Below are 20,442 nucleotides of genomic sequence, written 5' to 3'. Positions count from 1 at the left end.
ACCGCGTCGCTCCCCAGCGCACCCCACCTGTTCAACGATGAAACACCCTCAAGGGACACCATGAGCCTCCACCCCTCCACCGTTCCCGACGCCGCCGTGGCGCCGCAGCCCGACCGGGTCGCGCCCGACACCGGCGCGATCCCCACCCGGGCGCGGATGATCCGCTTCGGCGCCGGCTTCCTCGCCTTCGGCCTGCTCTGGGCAGTGGGCCTCGCGATGGTCGCGAACGTGCTGCTGCCGCAGCGCCTCACCGACATCGGCGTCGCCTCGCCCGACGCATGGTTCGGCACCATCAACTCGGTCACCGCCGTCGTCTCGCTCGTCTCGAACCTGGTCTTCGGCAACCTCTCGGACCGCGTCCGCTCCCGCTTCGGCCGCCGCACCCCGTGGATCCTCGGCGGCGCGCTGCTGGGCGGCGCCTCGCTGTTCCTCGTCGGCACCCTCACCGACCCGGTCCTGATCCTGGTCATGTACTGCGTGACCATGGTGGGCCTGAACATGATGCTCGCCCCCGCGGTCGCGGTGATCTCCGACCGCGTGCCGCTGTCCGTGCGCGGCACGATGTCCGCGTTCTTCGGCGCGGGCGCGACCGTCGGCTACCCGCTCGGCGCGCTGGTCGGCGCCGCGTTCATCACCGCCTCGCTGTCCGGCTACACCCTCGCCGCGATCCTCCTCGGCGCCGCCGGCGTGATCACCCTGATCATCTGGCCGCGCGAGCGCTCCGCCGCGGACGTCGCCCCGCGCGACGCCGGCACCTTCAAGGACCTGCTGCTCTCCTTCCGCCCGCCGCGGAACGCGCCCGACTTCTACCGCGCCTTCGCCGGTCGCCTGTTCATGCTGGTCAGCTACCAGATGATCGCCGCCTACCAGCTGTACATCGTGCAGAACTACGTGGGCCAGTCCGTGGTCGAGTCCGCCGCGACGATCTCCACCATGTCCGTGATCACCCTGGTGGTCGGGCTCGTCGCCTCGCTCGGCGCCGGTCCGATCTCCGACCGGATCGGCCGACGCAAGGCGCCGGTCATCGTCGCGAGCCTGCTCTTCGCCGTCGGCGTCGCCATGCCGTGGATCTTCCCCTCCACCACGGGCATGCTGCTGTACGCGGGCATCGCCGGCCTCGGCTACGGCGTCTACAGCTCCGTCGACCAGGCGCTGAACGTGGACGTGCTGCCGAACCAGGAGGAGGCCGGGAAGGATCTGGGCATCCTGAACCTCGCCACCACCCTCGGGCAGACCCTCGGCCCGATCATCACCTCGAGCGTCGTGGTCGCCACCGGCACCTACCAGCTGATCTTCCCGATCTCGATCGCCATGGCGATCATCGGCGCCCTGAGCATCGTCGGCATCAAGTCCGTCCGCTGACCTCCGAGGAGCTACGACATGACCGTCATCCCGCTGAACCGCGGCTGGAGCCACCGTCGGCCGCTCGGCCCCTTCGCCGCGGCCGACGCCGCGACCGCCGCCGAGACCCCCGCGCACCTGCCGCACGACGCGATGCGCGACCTGCCCCGCTCGCCGCAGGCGACGTCGGCCGGCGCCATGGCCTACTACCCCGACGCCGCCGTCGCCTACCTGCGCCGGCTCGATGTGCCCGGCGACTGGGCCGGCCGCATCATCCACCTCGAGATCGAGGGGGCACAGCGCCGCTCGCAGGTGTTCGTGAACGACGAGCTCGTGGGCAACCGGCAGAACGGCTATGCCCGCTATCTCGTCGAGCTCGGCCCGTACCTGCGCTACGGCGCGACGAACGAGCTGCGCATCGAGGTGCGCACCGGCGAGGACTCCCGCTGGTACTCGGGGGCGGGCCTGCACCGGCCGGTGCGGCTGCACGTGCTGCCGCCGGTGCACGTGGTGCCCGACGGGGTCACCGTGCGCACGCTCGAGCTCGACGAGGACGTGGCGACGGTGGAGGTCCAGGCCACGGTGCGGAACGCCTCCCCGCTCACCGCCACCCGCCGCGTGCGGACCGTGCTGCGCGGGCCCGACGGGGAGCAGGTGGGCGTCGAGGACTCGCCGGTCACCCTGATCCCCGGGGAGCAGGCGCTCGTGCGCCAGCGCTTCTGGCTCACGGATCCCGACCTGTGGTCGCCCGAGTCCCCGCTGCTGCACACCGCCGAGGTGACGCTCGACGGGGAGGATCCCGTGACCGAGACCTTCGGGGTGCGGACGATCAGCGTCGACCCCGTGCGCGGGCTGCGAATCAACGGGGACCAGGTGCTGCTGCGCGGCGCCTGCGTGCATCACGACAACGGGCCGCTCGGCGCGGCGGCGATCGGCCGCGCCGAGGAGCGCCGCATCGAGCTGCTCAAGGAGGCCGGGTTCAACGCCCTGCGCGCCTCCCACAACCCGTTCTCCACCGCGATGCTCGAGGCCTGCGACCGCCTCGGCATGCTGGTCATGGACGAGGCCTTCGACATGTGGACCCGCTTCAAGTCCGTGCGGGACTACGCGCTGGACTTCCCGCAGTGGTGGCGGCAGGACCTCGCGGCGATGATCGCGAAGGACCGCAACCACCCGAGCGTCATCCTGTACTCCATCGGCAACGAGATCATCGAGACCGGCACCCCGCACGGCTCCCGGCTCGCCCGGCAGCTCGCCGAGCAGGTGCGGGAGCTGGATCCCACCCGGCCGGTCACCAACGGCGTCAACGCCATGCTCTCCGTGATCGACCAGGCCGGCGAGGTGATAGATCCGTCGGTGCCGCTGAACGAGGCGGGCGACGTGTTCAACCTGGTCGGGTCGAGCGAGGCCGCGACCGTGCGCACCGAGGAGTCCAGCGCCGTGCTGGACGTGGTGGGCTTCAACTACGCCGAGACCCGGTACGCGCTGGACGCGGAGCGGTTCCCGTCCCGCGTGATCGTGGGCTCGGAGACGTTCGCGCCGAAGATCGGCGAGCTGTGGCCGCTCGTGCTCGAGCACCCGCACGTGATCGGCGACTTCACGTGGACCGGCTGGGACTACCTCGGCGAGGTCGGGATCGGCGCGACCGCGTACGCGGAGGACCCCCGCGCCGTGGCCGCCCTCGAGCGCGAGTACCCGTATCTCACCGCGTGGACCGGGGACCTCGACCTCACCGGGCACCGCCGGCCCGTCTCCTACTACCGCGAGATCGTGTTCGGGCTGCGGCAGGAGCCCTACCTCGCCGTGCTCCGCCCCGAGCATCGTCGGCACACGATCACGATGCAGTCGCCGTGGGCGTGGTCCGACTCCATCTCCTCCTGGACCTGGCCCGGATTCGAGGGCGACTGGGTGCAGGTCGAGGTGTACGCCGACGCCGACGTCGTCACGCTCGAGCTCGATGGCGCCGAGGTCGCGCGGGCCGAGGTCGGCGCGCGCCTGCCGATGCTCGCCGAGCTCGAGACCGTGTACCAGCCGGGCGAGCTCGTCGCGATCGCCTGGCGGGACGGCGCCGAGGTGGGGCGCACGGTGCTGCGCACCGCCGGAGAGCCGCGCCTGGACGCAGAAGCGGATCGCACGGTGCTGTGGGCCGACGACGACGATCTGGCGTACGTGGCGATCGAGCTGCGCGACACTGACGGGACCCTCGTGACCTCGGCGGACGCCGAGCGGGCCGTGACCGTGAGCGTCGACGGGTCCGCGGCGGTGCTCGCCGGGATGGCCAGCGCCCGCCCCTCCACCGAGGAGCGCTTCTCAGACGCCACCTGGCGCACCTTCGACGGACGCGCGCTCGCGGTGCTGCGGCCGGTCGAGCCGGGGAGCGTGACCGTGACGGTGAGCGCGCCGGGGCTCGAGGACGTGCGGCTTACGCTCGAGGTGGTCGCGGCGGGCTGAGCGGGGCCGCCCCACCGCTCAGAACAGCGTCTCGACGGCTTCGCGCACGCGACCGTCGGCGCCCACCACGGGGATCAGGCGCCACTTGTCGAAGGCCGTGCAGGGGTGGGAGAGGCCGAGCCGCACCACCTCGCCCACGGCGACCGGTGCCTCGCCCTGCCAGCGCAGGAAAGCGTGCTGATCGTTGAGGGCGGTGATCTCGGCGCGCGCCTCCGCGGGCAGGGGCCGCTCCTCGCCGCCCAGCTCGGCGGCGACGCCGACGGGCACCGGCAGCCCCTCGTCGAAGGGCACGTCGCGGCGGCCGGCGTCGAGCAGGGCGAGGCCGGGCTCGGGCTGAGAGATCACCCGGGCGTGGGCCCACATCGCGGGTCGTAGCGCCTCCCCCTCGCCGAGGCCCCGGTCGCGGTCCAGCGGGGAGATGCCGCGGTAGAAGCCGCTGTCGTGGACGATGTACGCGCCGGAGCGGAGGATCGGCCGGGTGCCGGGGATGCCGGCGATCGCGTCGGCCACCAGGTCCGGGTAGGCGCTGCCGCCCGCGGTGATCCAGGCGGGCCCGTCGACGAGCGGCGCCACCCTCCCCACCAGGGCGGCGAGGTGCTCGCACCAGATGCTCACGGCCCGCAGCGCTGCCTCACCGCGATCGTGGCCGAGCGCCCCCTCGTAGCCGGCGACGCCGCGCAGCACCAGGCGGTCGGAGGCGGCGATCCGCTCGGCGATCGACACGGCGAGGTCCTCGTCGCGGGCGCCGGTGCGGCCCCCGTCGGCCCCGAGCTCCATGAGCACCCCGAGCCGCGAGCCCGCGGGCAGCGCCGCCTCCATGAGCTCGACCGCGGCCGGCGAGTCGGCCCAGCACACGACCTCCTGCTCCGGATGCTCGGCGAGGTGCGCGGCGAGGCGGCGCAGCAGCGCCGGGTCGAGGCAGTGGTTCGCGATCTGCACCGTGCCCACCCCGGCGCGGAGCGCCACGTCGGCCTGCCAGCCGGTCGCGACGGTGATGCCGGTGGCGCCCACGGCGAGCTGCCGAGCCCACAGCGCGGGCGCCATGGTGGTCTTGCCGTGGGGCTGCAGCTCGAGTCCGCGCGCCGCACACCACTCGGCCATGACCTGCAGGTTGTGCTCGATCGCCACGTCGTCGAGGACCAGCAGCGGGGTCGAGAAGGCGGCGAGCGGCGCGTCGAGGTCGCGCACCGGGCGACCGATCAGATCGGCGGGGAAGGACTTGTCCTGCGCCGTGACCCGGCGGCCGCCCGCCGTGTTCATCGGGCGATGACTTCCGCGAGCCGGGCGAGCTCCGCGTCGCTCTCGAGGGCGCTGCCGACGGCGACCACCCGCACCCCGGCGTCGAGGAAGTCGGCGGCGTTGCGCGCGTTCATCCCGCCGGTCGCGACGAAGCGGACCTCGGGGAACGGGCCGCGCATCGCCGGGAACCAGCCGGTGCCGAGCAGCGAGGCGGGGAAGGCCTTCAGCCAGCGCAGGCCCGCAGTGTGGGCGCGCTGCACCTCGGTCGCAGTCGCGACGCCGGGGAGGGACGCGAGGCCGGCCTCCTCGCTCGCCCGGACCACCTCGAGGTCGAGGCCGGGGCTGACGGTGAAGCGCGCGCCGGACTCGGCGGCCGCCTCGACGGTCGCCATGTCGAGCACGGTCCCGGCGCCGACGTCCTTGCCGCGCTCGCGGCCCGCGGCGACGACGGCGGCGAGCGCCTCGCGGTCGGTGGGGGTCTGCAGCGGCACCTCGACGAGGTCGATGCCGAGGTCCCAGGCGGTGGTGGCGAGCGCGAGGCTGCGTTCCGTGCCCATGCCGCGCAGGATCGCCATGAGCGGGGCGCCGTCGAACGCCTGGTCGAAGTACTCGGTGGAGTCGACGAGGTCGGGCTGGAGGTCGGGGTCGGTCATGTCGGTCATGCGGGGGCTCCTTCGTCGGGGGTGGGGATGTCGTGGGTGCTGGAGAGGGCGCGGGCAGCGCGGGCGTGGCCGCGGGTGAGACGGGAGGTCGCGTCCTCGCCGCGGAGCAGGCCGTCGAACCAGCCGGCGGCGAAGGCGTCGCCGGCGCCGACGGCCTCGACCACCTCGACGCGCGGGGTGGGCACGGCGGTGCGGCCGTCGGCGGTGAACTCGACCGCCTCGACGTCCGCGTCCTTCACGACGAGGTGCGGGACGTCGGGGAACAGCGCACGGATCTCGTCGGGCGTCGCGGTGCCCCACAGGGTCTCCGCCTCGTCCCGGCCCACGAGCACCACGTCGACCTCGAGCGCGACCTCGCGGATCGTCGCCGCGGCCTCGTCCACGCTCGCCCAGAGGGCGGGGCGGTGGTTGACGTCGAGGCTGACCAGGGCGCCGGCGGCGCGGGCGGCGGCGGTCGCGGCGGGCACCAGGGCGCGGCAGCTCGCCGAGAGCGCCGGGGTGATGCCGGTCAGGTGCACGATGCGCACGTCCTCGAGGTCGAGGGCGGTGAGGTCCGCGGGGCCGAGGCGCGAGGCGGCGGATCCCGCCCGGTAGTAGAGGACGCCCTGGCCGGGGTCCTTGAGATACAGGCCCGTCGGCGCCGACGGGTCCCGGCGCACGCGCGAGACGTCGACGCCGTGCGCGGCGATCTCGTCCCGCACCCGGTCGCCGAGCGCGTCGGCCCCGAGCGCGCTGAACCAGGCGGCGCGGTGCCCGGCAGCCGCGAGATGGCAGGCCACGTTCGACTCGGCGCCGCCCATCGACAGCCGGAACTCACTCGCGGTGCGCAGCGGCTCCGGGTGGGTGGGGACCACGAGCGCCATGGTCTCGCCGATCGCGAGGAGGTCGACGGGGCGCGCGGCGAGCACGCCGGCGAGCGCCCGCTCGACAGGCGTGGTCATGGAGCTCCTCCGGGGGACGACGGTGCCAGGGGGATCAGGAGTGCGCCCACCGTACCGGGCGCGGGCGGGTGCCGCCCATCGGAGTCGCGCCCTGGACACCCCGGCGCACCGCCCCCCTGGCCGCGGCTCGCACCCCCCTGCCCGCAGCGCGCAAGCTCACTCCCCTGGCCTCGGCGCGCACCCCCCACCCACCTGGCCGCGGCACGCACCCCTCGCTCACCTGGCCGCAGCGCGCACCCCCACCCACCTGGCCACGGCGCGCACCTCCACCCACCTGCCCGCAGAACTTCTACAGAAATGGGGGAATCCGCGCCGAATAACCCCACTTCTGTGGACCTCACGAGGGCGGGGCGGGACGAGGGGGCAGACGGAGGGCGCGAGGGGCGGGGAAAGCAGGTCGCGGGGGCGGGCTCGGCGGGAGGGCACCGGGCCAGCGGGGCGCGCCCGAGCTCTCACCAGCGGGGGTGGATGGAGTCCCGCAGCAGCTCGTCGTAGGTGGCGTGCACGGCGGCGTCGAAGCGGTCGAGGATCTCCTGCTGCTCGGGGGTGGCCGCGCTGCCGGCGGCGGCGTTCGCGCGGGCCTGGTCGCTGCTGCTGGCGCCGGGGATCACGGCGGTGATGCCCCGCTGGTCGACGATCCAGCGGAGGCTGGCCTCGGCGAGCGGCATCTGACCGGCGAGCGCCGCCTCGAGCCGGGCCACGGCCTCCAGCCCCGTCCCGTAGGCCACGCCGGAGAAGGTCTCGCCCTGGTCGAAGGCCTCGCCGTGGCGGTTGTAGCTGCGGTGGTCGTCGGCCGCGAATCGGCTGTCGGGCGAGAACTTGCCGGTCAGCAGGCCGGAGGCGAGCGGCACCCGGGCGATGATCGCGACGCCCCGCTCGTCGGCGAGGGGCAGCACCTGCTCGAGCGGCTTGAGCCGGAAGGGGTTCACGATGATCTGGATCGAGGCGAGGTGCTCCCGCTCGAGGCTGAGCAGAGCCTCCTCGCAGGTCTCCACGCTGACGCCCCACGCGGCGATCCTGCCCTCTTGCGCGAGGGTGTCGAGCACGTCGAACACCCGGTCGTCGCGGTACACGGCCGGCGGCGGGCAGTGCAGCTGGAGCAGGTCCAGGGTGTCCATGGCGAGGTTCTGCCGGGAGCGCTCCACCCAGGCGCGGAGGTTCTCCTCGGTCATGCTCTCCGCAGCGAAGGGGTCCGCGCGGCGCGAGGCCTTGGTGGCGGCGAACAGGGGGCGGGACGGGTCCTCGTCGGATCCGAGACGCTCCCGGAGGGCGCCGACGAGCCGCTCGCTGCGGCCGTCGCCGTAGACGTCGGCCGTGTCGAAGAAGGTGACCCCGGCCTCCACGGCGGTGTCGAGCACCGCGTTCGCGGACTCGTCGCTCACCGTCCCCCAGTCGGCACCGATCTGCCAGCAGCCCTGGCCGATCACGGAGAGCGCACGGCCCAGACGGGCAGGGGTGCGGTGCTGCATGGACATCTTCGACCTCGCGGTGATCTCGGGGTGGGGCGGCGATGCGGATGACTCCGCACCGCCTCCAACCTGCTGTGACGGGCATTCGCCTGTCAAGACGGTTTCACTGCAGCTCCGCGGCGTCGATCAGGTACGCGGGGACCGTCGTGCTGCCGCCGATCTGGGTGTCGTAGCTGAGGCTGCCGCCGATCGTGACCCACAGCTTCACCTCGTCCTCCGCGACGAACGGGTCGAGGACCGGGCAGTCGGACTCGCCGTCGCCGGCGAAGCCGACCGTGTTGTGCTCGTACTCGTACCAGTCTCCCTCGGGCTCGTTCGAGACGGAGATCCGCACGGTGCACTTCCCGGTCGCGGAGTCCAGCTGGGTGATGGCGCCGTAGAGGATCACCTGGCGACCGAGGTGGTCGTCAGGGGCCTTGACGATCTGGGCGAGGGTCCGCTTGTCCAGCTCCTCGTAGGCGCTGAGGTCCGGGGCGGCGTCCTGCTCCGGGGTGGGCTCCGGGGTGGGCTCCGCCGTGACAGGCGGGCGGGCCGACGCGGTGGGGACGGGCGGCGGCGCCTCCGAGGTCGGTGCTTCCGACGTCGGCGCCTCGTCCTGTTCGGCCGACGTGCTCGACCGCTCGGAGGCCGCCACCGGCGCCGGGTCTCCCTCGCCGCCGGAGAACGCCACGAGGCCGATGAGCGCGATCGTGGTCGCGACCGATGCGAGAGTCGCGACCGCCGCGGCGACGGCGGCGGCGTAGGTGCGCCTCGTGGCCTGCCCCCGGCGAGCGGCGAGGACGGCCAGCACGATGCCGGCGATGCCGAGAACCGCACCGGCCAGCGGCACGAGGCCGAGGACGAACGCCCCGACGCACACGATGAGCGCGCCGAGCGCGAGCGGCGTCACGCGGGAGGGGCTGCTCGGCGCCTGCGGGGACTGCCCGTTCGCCGGGTCTGTCCCGGCGCCCTTCAGAGACTGCCACACATGATCACCCGTGCCGCTGGCCGGCGGCACGTCCTTTCCTCTGGGGACCCGCACCGTTCAGCAGGTCGTCAGGGACAGCATCGGCAGGGGCAACGACAGACGAGCCGACGGGCCGACGCGGACGGGCACGGACGCCCCCCGACGTGCTGTGTGCCGGCGAGCCCGCCGGCACACCGCGGCGCGTTGGGCTCAGCGGGCCCCGCGGATCATCGCGATCGTCCCCGCGGAGAGCAGGGCGATCACCGCAGAGATCGCGAAGCCGGCTCCGTATCCGCCCAGGGAGGAGATCGCCAGCGCCATGACCAGCGGGCCGAGGATCTGGCCGCCGGTGTTGGCCATGTTGAGGATTCCGAGGTCCTTCGCGGCGACATCGGGGTCCGGCAGCACCGAGTAGTTCAGGGCCTGGTCGACGGAGTTGAAGACTCCGAAGGCCAACCCGAGTCCGAGGACCGCGAAGACGATCATGGCGTTGCTGTCGTGCCATAGGAACAGCACGGCGAGCGCGAGGGCGAGCAAGAGAGCTGCGCCCACCACCGGCGCCTTGCGTCGGCCGAGGCGGTCCGAGAGCGGGCCGGCGAGCGAGCCCGAGACCAGGGAGCCGATCGTCTGGATCGCCGCGACGGTGGCGATAATGCCGCCGGCGGCCGCCATGCCGAGGCCGTAGTGGTCGGTGAGGATGTACAGCTGATATCCGGTGACGGTGTACAGCGCCAGGACGAAGAACAGCTTGCCGGTCAGCGCGAGGTAGAAGTCGCGGGCCCCGTGCCGGGGGAAGGAGAACTGATGCAGGATCGTGGCCCTGGTGAACGGTGATCTCGGGTCGTCCCGGTTGGAGCGATCTGGGGCGATGAGGGCGACCAGCGGCCCGGCCAGCGCGATCGCGATGCCGAAGACGACCAGGCCGGCTCGGGGATCGCTGACGAACCGGGAGGCGACGATCCCGGCGAGCCCGCCGCCGAGCGTGCTGCCGACGCCGTAGATCGCGGAGAAGGTTCCGCGCCGCGCTTCCGGGACCCGATCGGGGATGATCGCGATGAGCGGGGCGACGATGGCGTTGAGGAAGAACTGGAAGGTGCACCACAGGAGGACCAGTGCCACGACGGAGCCGACGGCGGAGATCGCCCAGAAGCACACCGCACAGGCCAGGGAGCCGAGGATCATCCAGGGCGCTCGCCGACCGAGACGCGACCGGGTCCGGTCCGAGAGCGCGCCGAAGACGATGTTCGCCACCAGCGCGACGACGGATCCGGTGGTGGCCAGGGTGGCGATGACGGCGACCTTCTGGTCGGGGGCGATCACCTCGAGACGAGCAGGGACCAGAACACTGATCCCGGCGATGAACGGAGCGATCCACAGCAGGTTCCCGATCACGATCGCGATGGCGAGGCGCACGTCGAATCGGGAGCGGGCGGGGGTCACGGGCGGGGTGGGGGTCGGAACGGCGTCCGGGGAGGACGACGACAGGGCAGCGGACATCATTGTCCCTTTCAGGGGCGGGGGTGGGTCAGGCGAGCGGGAGGGTGGTGGTGACGGCGTGGGGATCAGCGGCGTGGGCGGCGGCGCGGACGTCGACCTCGCCGACGGGCAGCACGAGGTCGTCAGCCTGCTCATCCCAGACGGCGAGGGGTCGCAGGGTGAGCGGGACCTCGACCTGCCGGCTCTCGCCGGCGGCGAGCAGGACCGGGGCGAATCCGAGCAGGACCCGGTCCTGGATGACCGGTCGTTCGCCGTAGACCTGGACCACGTGGCGCCCCTCGCGGGTGCCGGTGTTGGTGACCAGCACGGTGGCCCGGGCGGCCTCGTCCCCTTCGGGGCGCACGGTGACCTCGCCCAGCTCGAAGGTGGTGTAGGACAGACCGAAGCCGAGCGGGAAGGCCGCGTCGACGCCGAGCCGGTCCAGCAGCCGCTGGCCGTGCCATCGGTCGTAGGTGATCTCGGTGGCGTTCCGGTCGAAGTACGGAAGATGATCCTCGCTGGTGGGGATGGCGAAGGGCAGGCGGCCCGACGGGTCCGCCTGACCAAGCAGGACGTCGGCGATCCCGTGGCCGCCCTCCACGCCGGCGTACCAGCCCATCACGATGCCCGGGACCTGATCGCGCCAGGTCTCGGTGAGCACTGCCCCGGCGGCGATCATCACGACCACGGTGCGGGGGTTGGCGGCGCCGACGGTGCGGATGATCTCCTCGTCGATCTCGCGCAGCGTGAGCTGCTCACGATCGCCGCCGGCGTCGATCGCCTCGATCCCGGCCATCGAGGCCTGCTGCTGGGTCGCTCCGCCCGGGTGCGGGGGGAACAGGCCGACGAGGTCCTCGGTGAAGGCGTTGGGATCGGCGAACTCGCCCTCGTCGGCGGCGGTGTATCCGGCGACGATGATCGCGGCGTCGCAGGCGGCGGCGGCGCGGGCGGCCGCGACCGGATCGTCCTCGGGCACGTGGATGATCTCCACGTGGGGCAGGGCGGTGCGCAGTCCGGCGAGCACGGTGACGACCTGCGGGGCGCGCACATCGGAGGAGCCGTGGTCGCCGGTGTTGGGAAGGTCGGCGAGGCGCCCGATGACGGCGAGCGTGCTCAGGGCGGGACCGTCCAGGGGCAGGACGGGCTCACCGCCGGCGACCGGCTCGTTGCGCAGGAGCACGGCGCCGCGCGATGCCGCCTCCCGGGCGAGAGCGCGGTGCTCCGGTCCGGCGACCACGTCGACGGAGGGGACCTCGGCGTCGTGGGTGGCGGCGAAGCGGATCTGGGTGGCGAGGATGCGCAGTCCGGAGCGCTCCACGGCGGACCAGGTGGCGGTGCCCTCCGCGAGGGCGGCGGGGAGGCGCTCGGCGCGGATCTGGCGGAAGGGCTCCTCGACGTCGAGGCCCGCCTCGATGCTGGTGGCGGCGTCCCGGATGCCGAAGACGAAGTCGGAGACGGTCACGCCCTCGAAGCCCCAGCGGTCCCGGAGGACGTCGGTCAGCAGCGCCGCGTTCTGCCCGGCCCACTCTCCGTTGACGGAGTTGTAGGAGGCCATGATCCCGTCGACGCCCTCTTCCACCACTCGGCGGAAGTGCGGGAGGTACACCTCGTGCAGCGCGGCGTCGTCCACGGTCACATCGACGGTGAGGCGGGCGTTCTCCATCGAGTTCAGGGCGAAGTGCTTGGCGCAGGCCAGCACGTGCTGGCGGACGCCGCGGGTCAGCGCCGCGCCGAGCTCGCCGAGCAGCACCGGGTCCTCCCCGTAGGTCTCCTGGGCGCGTCCCCACGCGGGGTGGCGCAGCGCATTGATGCAGACGCCGGCGAAGAAGTTCCCGCCCTGGGCGGCGACCTCGGCGCCGATCGCCTCGCCGATCCGCTCCTCGAGCTCGATGTCCCAGCTCGCTCCGCGAGCCATGGAGACGGGGAAGGCGGTGGAATGGCCCATGACGACGCCGCGGGGGCCGTCGCTGAAGCGGAGCCCGGGGATCCCGAGGCGCTCGAGGGCTCCGTGCACGATCGGGCGGACGTTGTAGCCCTCGGTCATCATGACGGCCTGCCCCTCCCAGAAGGGGTCGTCGCCGTCGAGGAGCCAGAGCTTCTCGTCCTCGGTGAGCTGCGCGTACAGGACGCGGGCGGCGTCCGTGGCGGGGGTTCCGGACCGGACCGCGTGCACGGCCTGTGCGAAGGGGGTGGGTGACATCGGTGTCGACTCCTTGCTCGAATGCTTACCTACAACCTAGTAGGCTGTCGGTAACGTAGCACCGGGTGACCCATCGGACAAGAGGTCGATCGGCTCAGGCTCCGAGTCCCGCGATGTCGCGCGCCACCTGCCGCCAGGTGGCGACGAGATCCATGGACGGGTCGCGCAGCCACTGCACCTGGAGCCCATCCATCACCGCCAGCACATGATGCGCGAGGGCGATCGCATCCACGCCCGGCGGTGCCTGATCCGCGAACCCCGCCAGGGCGAGCCGCTGCCGCTGTCGGAAGTAGTCATGCCCGGGGTGCTCGGTGTTGAGCGATTCCGACTCCAGCACGCTGTACAGCCGCACGATCTCCGGTTGGGAGGCGTTGCGCTCCACCACCGCGTCGCAGACCGTCGCGAGCGGGATGCCCGCCTCTCGCATCGCCACGCCGAGCTGCGCGGGATCCCACTCCCCCGGAGAGACCTCGAGGCCGAGCAACTCGGCCAGCGCTCGCGCATCCGCCTCATCGCGGTGGCTGAGCACCTGGATCAGCAGCCCTCCCTTGGACCCCACGTGGTGAAGCAGCCCCGGCACCGTGAGCTCGCACGCCTCCGCCACATCCTGCACCGCGGTGCCCCAGTAGCCCCGCTGCGAGATCAGCACGGTCGCGGTGTCGACGATCTGCGCCATGCGGTCCGCGGCGGGCATCCGGCGTCGGGGGCGGCGTTCGGGGTGGGGATCGGTGCGCATCGGCCCATTCTCACCCCCGCCGTCGGCGCGCCCCTCGACGGGCGCGCCGCGGGGCGCCCGCGGACGGTGGACCGCGCCTCCCCTGCCACCGGCTCCTGGGATGATCGGAGCATCATCCCCGCCCGGAGAGGACTCTCGTGGGACTGCTCGATCACCTCGCCAGCCGCGCCGCACAGCCATCCTCCTCCCCCGGCGACCCGCGCCTCGCGGTGATCGACGAAGAACCCGCGACCGCCCCGCTCACCGTCACCCCCGAGTTCCAGGCGGCGCTGGACCACCTCCGCGCCGGTGATCACCTGTTCCTCACGGGCAAGGCCGGCACCGGCAAGTCGACGCTGATCAGGCACTATCTCGAGCAGACCGACCGCTCTACGATCACGGTCGCTCCCACCGGCATCGCGGCGCTGAACGTGGACGGGTACACGATCCACCGCCTGTTCTCCTTCCCGCTCGGCGTGAGCGAGGAACTGGTGCGCGGCGGCTCCTACTACCCGGCGCGGTTCGCGAGCGCGCTGAAGGAGCTGGACAGGCTGATCATCGACGAGGCGTCGATGGTGCGGGCGGACCTCTTCGATGCGCTCGCCGCCGCGCTCGAGCGGTTCGGGCCGCGGCCCGGCACGCCCTTCGGCGGGGTGCAGCTGGTGCTCGTCGGCGACCTGTACCAGCTGCCGCCGGTGGTGACCGATCACGAGGCGGCCTGGATCGAGGAGCGCTACGGCACGCCGTTCTCCTTCTCCGCCCGCTCCTTCGACGAGGAGACGTTCCCGGTCGTCGAGCTGTCGACCGTCTTCCGCCAGCAGGGCGATGACCATCTCGTGGACCTGCTGAACGCGGTGCGGGAGGGCAACCTCCTCGAGGAGGCCCGGGCCGAGCTGAACCGTCGGACGGACCCGGACTTCGAGCCGGACCTCGACGAGTTCTGGCTGACCCTCGCCACGACCAACCGGATCGTCGGCGCCCGGAACCGGCAGATGCTCGAACGGCTCCCCGACCCGGACCGCACCTTCCGAGCGCACGTCACCGGGGACACCGACGGCTTCGAGAAGCCGACCGACGAGGCGCTGCGGATCGCCGTCGGCGCGCAGATCATGCTGCTGACGAACGATCCTCTGGATCGCTGGGTGAACGGCACGCTGGGGCGCATCACGGAGATCGCCGCAGATGCCGACGGGCCCGTCGTCACCGTGCTGCTGCGCGACGGACGCATCGAGCAGGTGCGCGAGCACACCTGGGAGATCACGCGTCCGGGCGTCGAGGACGGGTCGCTCGTGCATCGGGTGGTCGGCACGTTCACGCAGCTGCCGATGAAGCTGGCCTGGGCGATCACGATCCACAAGTCGCAGGGCCAGACCCTGGACCGGGTGGTCGTGGACCTCACCGGCGGAACCTTCGCGAACGGGCAGCTGTACGTCGCGCTGTCGCGGTGCACGAGCCTCGAGGGCCTGGTGCTGAAGCGTGAGGTGCTGCCGCGGGACCTGAAGACCGATCAGCGGGTGCGGCGGTATCTGTCCAGCGGGGCGGGGAGCGCGTCGTCGCTCGACGAGGCGTACCTGTCGGTTCTCACGGTGGGCACGACCGGGGACCGATGGCGGCCGCGTCCTGTCGAGATCGCGGTGGTCACCGACGACGGGGACGAGGTCTCAACGGTCATCAACCCCACCAGCGACCTGTTCTCCGCGCGGGACGAGTTCGGCCTGACCACGCGCGACGTGCAGCTCGCGCCGCTGCTCGCCGAGGCGTGGCCGGCGCTCGGGGCGCTGCTCGCGGGGCGGGTGCCCGTCGGCGTCGGCGTGGACACCCAGCTCGCGCAGGTCGACTTCGAGCTCAAGCGCAACGGGATCGTGGAGCCGATGCCGCTCGGTCTGAACGTTCCGTCCCAGCTGCTCACGGCCGACGAGCGCCGCCGCGCATCGGCGCCGACGGCGCTCGAGCGCGCCCGGGCCGTGCGCGATGCGGTCACGCGGCTGCGGTCTGCCGGGGAAGAGCTGGTCGGGACCGGGGACACGTTCCGCCAGGCCGTCACCGGGCACGGCTATCTGCTCGCTCGCACCACGGGCGCGGAGGGGACGAGCGCGCCGACGGGCTTCCTCGTCGGCGGGAACCTCGGCGCCGAGGACGACTCCGCCGCCGTTCTCGCACGCCTGCTCGAACGCACCTTCGCGCGCGTGCCCGCGCCGGACGCGGAGGTGATCGGGCGGCTGCACGCCGTGGAGGAGCACTTCGGGGTGCGGGTCCTGCCCGACGACTTCACGCTCGAGGCGGCCCCGAGCGCGGCCGACGTCCTCGTGCCGGGCGCGAAGGTCTGCTTCTCCGGCACCGTCCACTCACCCCGGCACGGATTCCTCGAGAAGGCGGAGCTGCACGACATGGCCGAGGCGCGCGGCCTCGTCCCCGTCCCGACCCTCACCAAGACCCGGACCGACGTGCTCGTCGTCGCCGAGGCCGGCTCTCAGTCGACCAAGGCGAAGAACGCCGCGAAGTGGGAGAAGCCCGTGCTGACGGCGGAGGAGTTCCTGGAGTGGGTGGGATGAACCGCAGCGACGAGGCGAGGCCTGGCGTGGACGATACGGACGGCGACGACCGTTTTCTGGTCATCCGGGGACGGAGATGGCGACGCACGGACCCGGCGCTGGAGGCCGACGTGGTCCGGGCGCTGAAGAGCCATCTGGGCAGAGCCCGCTCCCAGGTCGGGCGCGCCGGCCGCGACGACGACCCGGCGAGCGTCCGCTCAGCTCGAGACCGCGTCCAGCTCGCGAAGGAAGGCCTCGGAGAGCGGGGCCCCGCATGGTGGGAGCGCCCCGAGGACGAGCGCCGCCGACAGGCCGCGGATCGACTCGCTCGGCTCGAGCAGCTGGACGCCTCAGCCCACGACGCCGACACGGACGACGACGGCGGGGAACAGTCCCACCATGGTGAGCGTCCAGAGGGCGTGGACGAGAAGCGCCCCGGCGAGTGAGCCAGAGGTCTCGCGGGCCCACATCGCCACCGGCGCAGATCGCCCGCTCGACCGTCACCTCCTCCCTGCCCGACGGGATCCTCGTGTCCGGGCCGATGGCCGGTGCAAGCCCCGATCCCGAGACGCTCCGGGAGGTCCGCGAGGCCGTGCCCGACGAGGTCCCGGTGCTGCTGAACACGGGCGCTCGGGCCGAGACGATCTCCGAGATGCTCACGATCGCCGACGGCTGCATCGTCGGCTCCTCGCTGAAGGTCGACGGCCACACCTGGAACCCCGTCGACGCCGACCGTGCTCGCCGCTTCGTCGATGCCGCCAAGGGCTGAGTGATGCGGACGGAGGATCCCGGTCTGCTGGTCGGGATCGACATCGGCACGACCGGGGTGAAGGCGGTCCTCGTCGATCGCGAGCTCGGCCTGGTGGCACAGGCCTCCCGCACCAACCAACTGCGCTCCCCCGACGCGGGGCTGGCGGAGGCGGATCCTGCGCAGTGGAGCCGGAACGTCGACTCCGCGCTGGCGGAGCTCGCGGACGCGGCAGGACCGCGGGCGATCGCGGGCATCGCGACGACGGGCATGGTGCCCGCGGTCCTCGCCGTCGACGCCCAGGGGCGACCCCTGCGGGCCGCGATCCTGCAGAACGACGCCCGGGCGAGCCAGGAGGTCGGCGAGCTCGGCGCACGGATCGACACGGATGCCCTGCTCGCGGTGACCGGATCGGTGCTGAGCCAGCAGTCCGTCGCGCCGAAGGCGCTCTGGATCGCACGGCAGGAACCGGAGATCTGGGAGCGCACGCACGCGATCGTCGGCTCCTACGACTGGGTGCTGGCGGCGCTCGGCGCCCCGTTGCACGTCGAAGCGAACTGGGCGCTGGAGTCGGGGCTCTTCTCCCTCGATGGGGAGGTGTTCACGCCGGTCGTCGACACCGTGCCGGGCATGCGGGAGCGGCTCATGCCGGTCCGACGGCCGGGCGAGGTCGCGGGCGCGCTGGACGCCGCGGCGTCGGAGCGCACCGGGATCGCCGCGGGGACACCGCTGATCGTGGGCGGGGCCGACCACGTCCTCTCCGCCTACAGCGCAGGACTCGGAGAGCTCGGCGACTGGCTGGTGAAGCTCGGCGGTGCAGGAGACATCCTCGCCGTCGCCGAGGAGCCCGTCGTCGATGCCCGTCTGTTCCTCGACGAGCATCCGCTCGACGGCCTCTGGCTCCCCAACGGCTGCATGGCCACGAGCGGCAGCCTGGTCCGGTGGGTCCAGGCCCTGCTGCAGATCGACGATCTCGCGGCGATGGACGTGCAGGCCGCGGGTCGCGCCCCGGCCGAGATGCTGTGCCTGCCGTACTTCCTCGGCGAGAAGAGCCCGGTCAACGACCCGGATCTGCGGGGCGTGTTCGCCGGGATGCATCTGGGCCATGGCGCCGCGGACCTCTACCGCAGCGCCCTCGAGGGCATCGCCTTCGGGTTCCGGCACGTCGCCGAGGTGATGCGTGAGCAGGGCATACGGCTCGAGAACGCCACGATCACCAACGGTGGCGCGACCTCGCTACTCTGGAAGCAGATCCATGCCTCCGTGCTCGATGCTCCCCTGGCGACGGTCCGCGACCACCCCGGGGCCTCCCTCGGAGCGGCCTTCAGCGCGGGCATCGGCACTGGAGCTTTCACCGACTGGACGGAGCCGCTCTCCCTGGTGCGGCGGGGCGACATCGTCGAGCCCGTGCCGGATCAGGTCACCCGGTACGACGAGGCGTACCGGCTCTGGCGCGAGCTGGCCGAGGTGTCCGGTGCGACGATGCGCGCACTGGCGCGGCGTTGACCGCGGCGACGCCGGGCGGCACCCAGGCGAATGCAGCGGATGCCCTGCATCGCGGCGTCCCCGATGGAGCCCGCGTCCGCCCGAGCATCACTCTCCTCCGCAGTTCTCGCCGCAGCCGCCCGATCCATAGAAAACGTAACGATTCGCGAAAACCGTTGACCCATACATCGGACCTAGGTCACGCTCGCGGCACACGTCAGAGAAGAGGTGCTCGGACGGGGTTCTCGCCCCGTCCGAGGGGTTCGCCATCTGCCGACGCTGCCGACGACGAACAGTGAACGGTCCGGCCGCGGAGGCCTGTCGTGGACAAGTCCGCCACCGGTCAGGAGATCCCATGTCCTCTCACGAGTCCGCAGCACGTCCGACGATGCCGTCCGAGGCGTCACCCCCACACACCACCAGCCCTCGCGGGTTCGGGCGACGGAGTCTGCTGCTGGGACTCGGCGCCCTGCCCGCGACGATCTCGCTGGCTGGCTGCTCCGGCGGTGCGGGCGGGACCGACTCCGACGTGGCCATGGTCGAGTACGAGCAGGGGTCCTCAGCGCTGAAGGCCGAGCTGGGCCCGGAGATCGACGGGGTGCCGTACCCGGAGGGGTACGTCGGCCCTCGCGCCCGGGAGCTCGAGCCCTTCGGAGACGGCTCCACCACCTTCACCGTGCTCACGCGCAGCGAGAACGGTCTCGACCTCGCCACCAACGGCCACTCCGAATACCTCGAGGAGAAGACGGGGGTGCGCATCGAGTACTCCACCGTCCCCCAGGGCGAGGAGGGCTCCCCGAAGGTCAACGCCATCATCTCCAGCGGCGACCTCCCCGACGCGTTCATGCTGGGACCGGAGTGGATGGGCGGGTTCACCAAGGCCCAGCTCTACGCCTACGGCGAGCAGGGCCTCTTCCAGCCTCTGGATCAGCTCATCGACGAGTACGCGCTCGAGCTGCAGCAGCTGTTCGAGCAGAACCCGGACCTGCGCGCCGCGTGGACCGCCCCGAACGGGGCGATGTATGCGATCCCGGCGGTCAACCAGTGCTACCACTGCGCCTCCTCGGACACCCGCACCTGGGTCCACACCCCGTCGATGGAGGCGGCCGGCTGGTCCGAGCACCCCAAGACCCTCGAGGAGTTCGAGCAGATGCTCCGCGACATGAAGGCGAAGGATCCAGAGCTCCGCCCCTTCAGCGGCGACTCGGGGATGCTGCCCTTCGGACTGATCGCCGCGGCCTTCATGGACTTCGGCATCCAGCGCATCCGCCGCGATGGCGAGACGATCGTCTACACCCCGCTGGACGAGCCCTTCCGCCAGGTGATGGAGGTGGTCGCGCGCCTCACCGCCGACGGCCTCATCGACCGCAACACCTTCTCGCAGAACAACGACCAGCTCAAGCGCCTCACGATGAACGAGGAGAAGTCTCTGGTGGGCGTAGTCCAGGCACCCCACCACTGGGCCATCGCCAACATCGACTTCGGCGACGGCAACGACCGCTGGAAGGAGTTCGTGCCGCTGACGCCCTTCACGGGCCCGGGAGGGAAGGCGCCGATAGTGCCGTGGAACGAGTCCCACGGCGACGCCGTCGGCCTCGTCATCTCGAGCACCTGCGACGATCCCGCGACTCTCGTGCGCTGGGCGGATGCCCAGCTCGGGCTGCTCCCGTCCCTGGATCGCAGCATGGGGGCCCAGGGCGTGTTCTGGGACTGGGCCGACGGGACGCAGCTCGGGATCGACGGTCGGACGGCGCTGTACGCCAAGATGCCCGCCGAGGAGGACAAGCCCGACAACGCCGCATGGCCCGAGTTCAGCCCGCACAACTCGAGCCTCGACGTGCGCCACGGCGAGGCCGTCGACGAGAGCACGTCGATCGAGCCCGCCCTGTTCCGCGCCGGACAGCTCTACGAGGCGTTCCGCTCCCCGATCGAGAGCATCTACGCAAGCCCCTTCTTCACCTCCGCGCAGTCCGCGGAGATCGGGGAGCTGCGCACCAACCTCGACACCACCTACGCGCAGCTCACCACGCAGATGGCGCTGGGCGACCTGGATCCGACGGACGACTCCCACTGGGAGCAGTACGTCACGGCGTTCACCAACGCCGGGGTGGAGCGCTACCTCGAGGTGCTCACGGAGGCAGACGCCGCGCGCCGCTGAGCCGCCCCGCCGCACACCGGAGGAAGCGGGGGGAGGGGGCTGGCCGGTGGGGGATTGGGTAGTCTGGGCCAGTGATCGGG

General features: G+C 72.3%; 15 protein-coding genes. 7 read left to right on the top strand and 8 right to left on the bottom strand.

The window, feature by feature from the left end:
- The first annotated feature begins 60 nt into the window (after nucleotides 1-60).
- Together V1260_RS11630 and V1260_RS11625 are read left to right on the top strand one after the other, a co-directional pair.
- Nucleotides 61-1,362 (top strand): MFS transporter, encoded by a 1,302-nt coding sequence (locus tag V1260_RS11630; protein WP_329746981.1) that lies wholly within the window; start codon nucleotides 61-63, stop codon nucleotides 1,360-1,362.
- Between the two features lie 18 nt (nucleotides 1,363-1,380).
- Complete coding sequence (locus V1260_RS11625; RefSeq protein WP_329746980.1) at nucleotides 1,381-3,792, top strand: glycoside hydrolase family 2 TIM barrel-domain containing protein; 2,412 nt, start codon at nucleotides 1,381-1,383, stop codon at nucleotides 3,790-3,792.
- 18 nt (nucleotides 3,793-3,810) lie between these two features.
- Here the strand turns inward: V1260_RS11625 and V1260_RS11620 are convergent, their stop codons facing one another.
- The 8 genes from V1260_RS11620 to V1260_RS11585 form a co-directional block, all read right to left on the bottom strand.
- Nucleotides 3,811-5,052 carry an alanine racemase gene (locus V1260_RS11620; protein WP_329746979.1) on the bottom strand — a complete coding sequence of 414 codons (1,242 nt, stop codon included), beginning with the start codon at nucleotides 5,050-5,052 and terminating at the stop codon, nucleotides 3,811-3,813.
- A complete protein-coding gene (locus tag V1260_RS11615) occupies nucleotides 5,049-5,693 on the bottom strand; it encodes a bifunctional 4-hydroxy-2-oxoglutarate aldolase/2-dehydro-3-deoxy-phosphogluconate aldolase (protein WP_329746978.1) in 645 nt (214 codons plus the stop codon). Before V1260_RS11615 ends, V1260_RS11620 begins: the two co-directional genes overlap by 4 nt.
- The gene (locus V1260_RS11610) at nucleotides 5,690-6,634 is read right to left on the bottom strand and encodes a sugar kinase (RefSeq protein WP_329746977.1); all 945 of its coding nucleotides are present in this window, start codon (nucleotides 6,632-6,634) and stop codon (nucleotides 5,690-5,692) included. The genes V1260_RS11615 and V1260_RS11610 overlap by 4 nt, the downstream gene beginning before the upstream one ends.
- A 452-nt stretch (nucleotides 6,635-7,086) precedes the next feature.
- Nucleotides 7,087-8,103: an aldo/keto reductase gene (locus V1260_RS11605; protein ID WP_329747248.1), complete on the bottom strand. Its 1,017-nt coding sequence runs from the start codon at nucleotides 8,101-8,103 to the stop codon at nucleotides 7,087-7,089.
- Nucleotides 8,104-8,206: 103 nt separating this feature from the next.
- Nucleotides 8,207-8,992: a hypothetical protein gene (locus tag V1260_RS11600; protein ID WP_329746976.1), complete on the bottom strand. Its 786-nt coding sequence runs from the start codon at nucleotides 8,990-8,992 to the stop codon at nucleotides 8,207-8,209.
- 267 nt (nucleotides 8,993-9,259) lie between these two features.
- On the bottom strand, nucleotides 9,260-10,546 hold the full coding sequence (locus V1260_RS11595) for an MFS transporter (protein ID WP_329746975.1): 1,287 nt from the start codon (nucleotides 10,544-10,546) through the stop codon (nucleotides 9,260-9,262).
- 28 nt (nucleotides 10,547-10,574) lie between these two features.
- The gene (locus tag V1260_RS11590; RefSeq protein WP_329746974.1) at nucleotides 10,575-12,725 is read right to left on the bottom strand and encodes a beta-glucosidase; all 2,151 of its coding nucleotides are present in this window, start codon (nucleotides 12,723-12,725) and stop codon (nucleotides 10,575-10,577) included.
- Nucleotides 12,726-12,819: 94 nt separating this feature from the next.
- Nucleotides 12,820-13,461 carry a TetR/AcrR family transcriptional regulator gene (locus tag V1260_RS11585; RefSeq protein ID WP_329746973.1) on the bottom strand — a complete coding sequence of 214 codons (642 nt, stop codon included), beginning with the start codon at nucleotides 13,459-13,461 and terminating at the stop codon, nucleotides 12,820-12,822.
- 137 nt (nucleotides 13,462-13,598) lie between these two features.
- On the opposite strand from V1260_RS11585, the gene V1260_RS11580 reads away from it, so the two are divergent.
- The 5 genes from V1260_RS11580 to V1260_RS11560 all read left to right on the top strand — a co-directional run bounded on the left by V1260_RS11580 (nucleotide 13,599) and on the right by V1260_RS11560 (nucleotide 20,362).
- Nucleotides 13,599-15,992, top strand: coding sequence for an AAA family ATPase (locus V1260_RS11580; protein WP_329746972.1), 2,394 nt, complete (start codon nucleotides 13,599-13,601; stop codon nucleotides 15,990-15,992).
- The gene (locus V1260_RS11575; RefSeq protein WP_329746971.1) at nucleotides 15,989-16,417 is read left to right on the top strand and encodes a biopolymer transporter Tol; all 429 of its coding nucleotides are present in this window, start codon (nucleotides 15,989-15,991) and stop codon (nucleotides 16,415-16,417) included. Before V1260_RS11580 ends, V1260_RS11575 begins: the two co-directional genes overlap by 4 nt.
- Nucleotides 16,414-16,740 carry a BtpA/SgcQ family protein gene (locus V1260_RS11570; protein WP_329746970.1) on the top strand — a complete coding sequence of 109 codons (327 nt, stop codon included), beginning with the start codon at nucleotides 16,414-16,416 and terminating at the stop codon, nucleotides 16,738-16,740. Before V1260_RS11575 ends, V1260_RS11570 begins: the two co-directional genes overlap by 4 nt.
- A 3-nt stretch (nucleotides 16,741-16,743) precedes the next feature.
- A complete protein-coding gene (locus tag V1260_RS11565; RefSeq protein ID WP_329746969.1) occupies nucleotides 16,744-18,225 on the top strand; it encodes an FGGY-family carbohydrate kinase in 1,482 nt (493 codons plus the stop codon).
- A gap of 334 nt (nucleotides 18,226-18,559) precedes the next feature.
- Nucleotides 18,560-20,362 (top strand): extracellular solute-binding protein, encoded by a 1,803-nt coding sequence (locus V1260_RS11560; RefSeq protein WP_329746968.1) that lies wholly within the window; start codon nucleotides 18,560-18,562, stop codon nucleotides 20,360-20,362.
- Nucleotides 20,363-20,442 lie beyond the last annotated feature (80 nt).

Origin of the sequence: Brachybacterium sp. J144, from assembly GCF_036321705.1 — a bacterium.
GTDB lineage: Bacteria > Actinomycetota > Actinomycetes > Actinomycetales > Dermabacteraceae > Brachybacterium.
This window is presented reverse-complemented; position numbering and strand designations above follow the sequence as displayed.

Bases quoted from the DNA above. Each gene is read 5' to 3' on its own strand.
- V1260_RS11630 (WP_329746981.1), top strand. From the start codon at position 61: ATGAGCCTCCACCCCTCCACCGTTCCCGACGCCGCCGTGGCGCCGCAG.
- V1260_RS11625 (WP_329746980.1), top strand. From the start codon at position 1,381: ATGACCGTCATCCCGCTGAACCGCGGCTGGAGCCACCGTCGGCCGCTC.
- V1260_RS11620 (WP_329746979.1), bottom strand. From the start codon at position 5,052: ATGAACACGGCGGGCGGCCGCCGGGTCACGGCGCAGGACAAGTCCTTC.
- V1260_RS11615 (WP_329746978.1), bottom strand. From the start codon at position 5,693: ATGACCGACATGACCGACCCCGACCTCCAGCCCGACCTCGTCGACTCC.
- V1260_RS11610 (WP_329746977.1), bottom strand. From the start codon at position 6,634: ATGACCACGCCTGTCGAGCGGGCGCTCGCCGGCGTGCTCGCCGCGCGC.
- V1260_RS11605 (WP_329747248.1), bottom strand. From the start codon at position 8,103: ATGCAGCACCGCACCCCTGCCCGTCTGGGCCGTGCGCTCTCCGTGATC.
- V1260_RS11595 (WP_329746975.1), bottom strand. From the start codon at position 10,546: ATGTCCGCTGCCCTGTCGTCGTCCTCCCCGGACGCCGTTCCGACCCCC.
- V1260_RS11590 (WP_329746974.1), bottom strand. From the start codon at position 12,725: ATGTCACCCACCCCCTTCGCACAGGCCGTGCACGCGGTCCGGTCCGGA.
- V1260_RS11585 (WP_329746973.1), bottom strand. From the start codon at position 13,461: ATGCGCACCGATCCCCACCCCGAACGCCGCCCCCGACGCCGGATGCCC.
- V1260_RS11575 (WP_329746971.1), top strand. From the start codon at position 15,989: ATGAACCGCAGCGACGAGGCGAGGCCTGGCGTGGACGATACGGACGGC.
- V1260_RS11565 (WP_329746969.1), top strand. From the start codon at position 16,744: ATGCGGACGGAGGATCCCGGTCTGCTGGTCGGGATCGACATCGGCACG.
- V1260_RS11560 (WP_329746968.1), top strand. From the start codon at position 18,560: ATGTCCTCTCACGAGTCCGCAGCACGTCCGACGATGCCGTCCGAGGCG.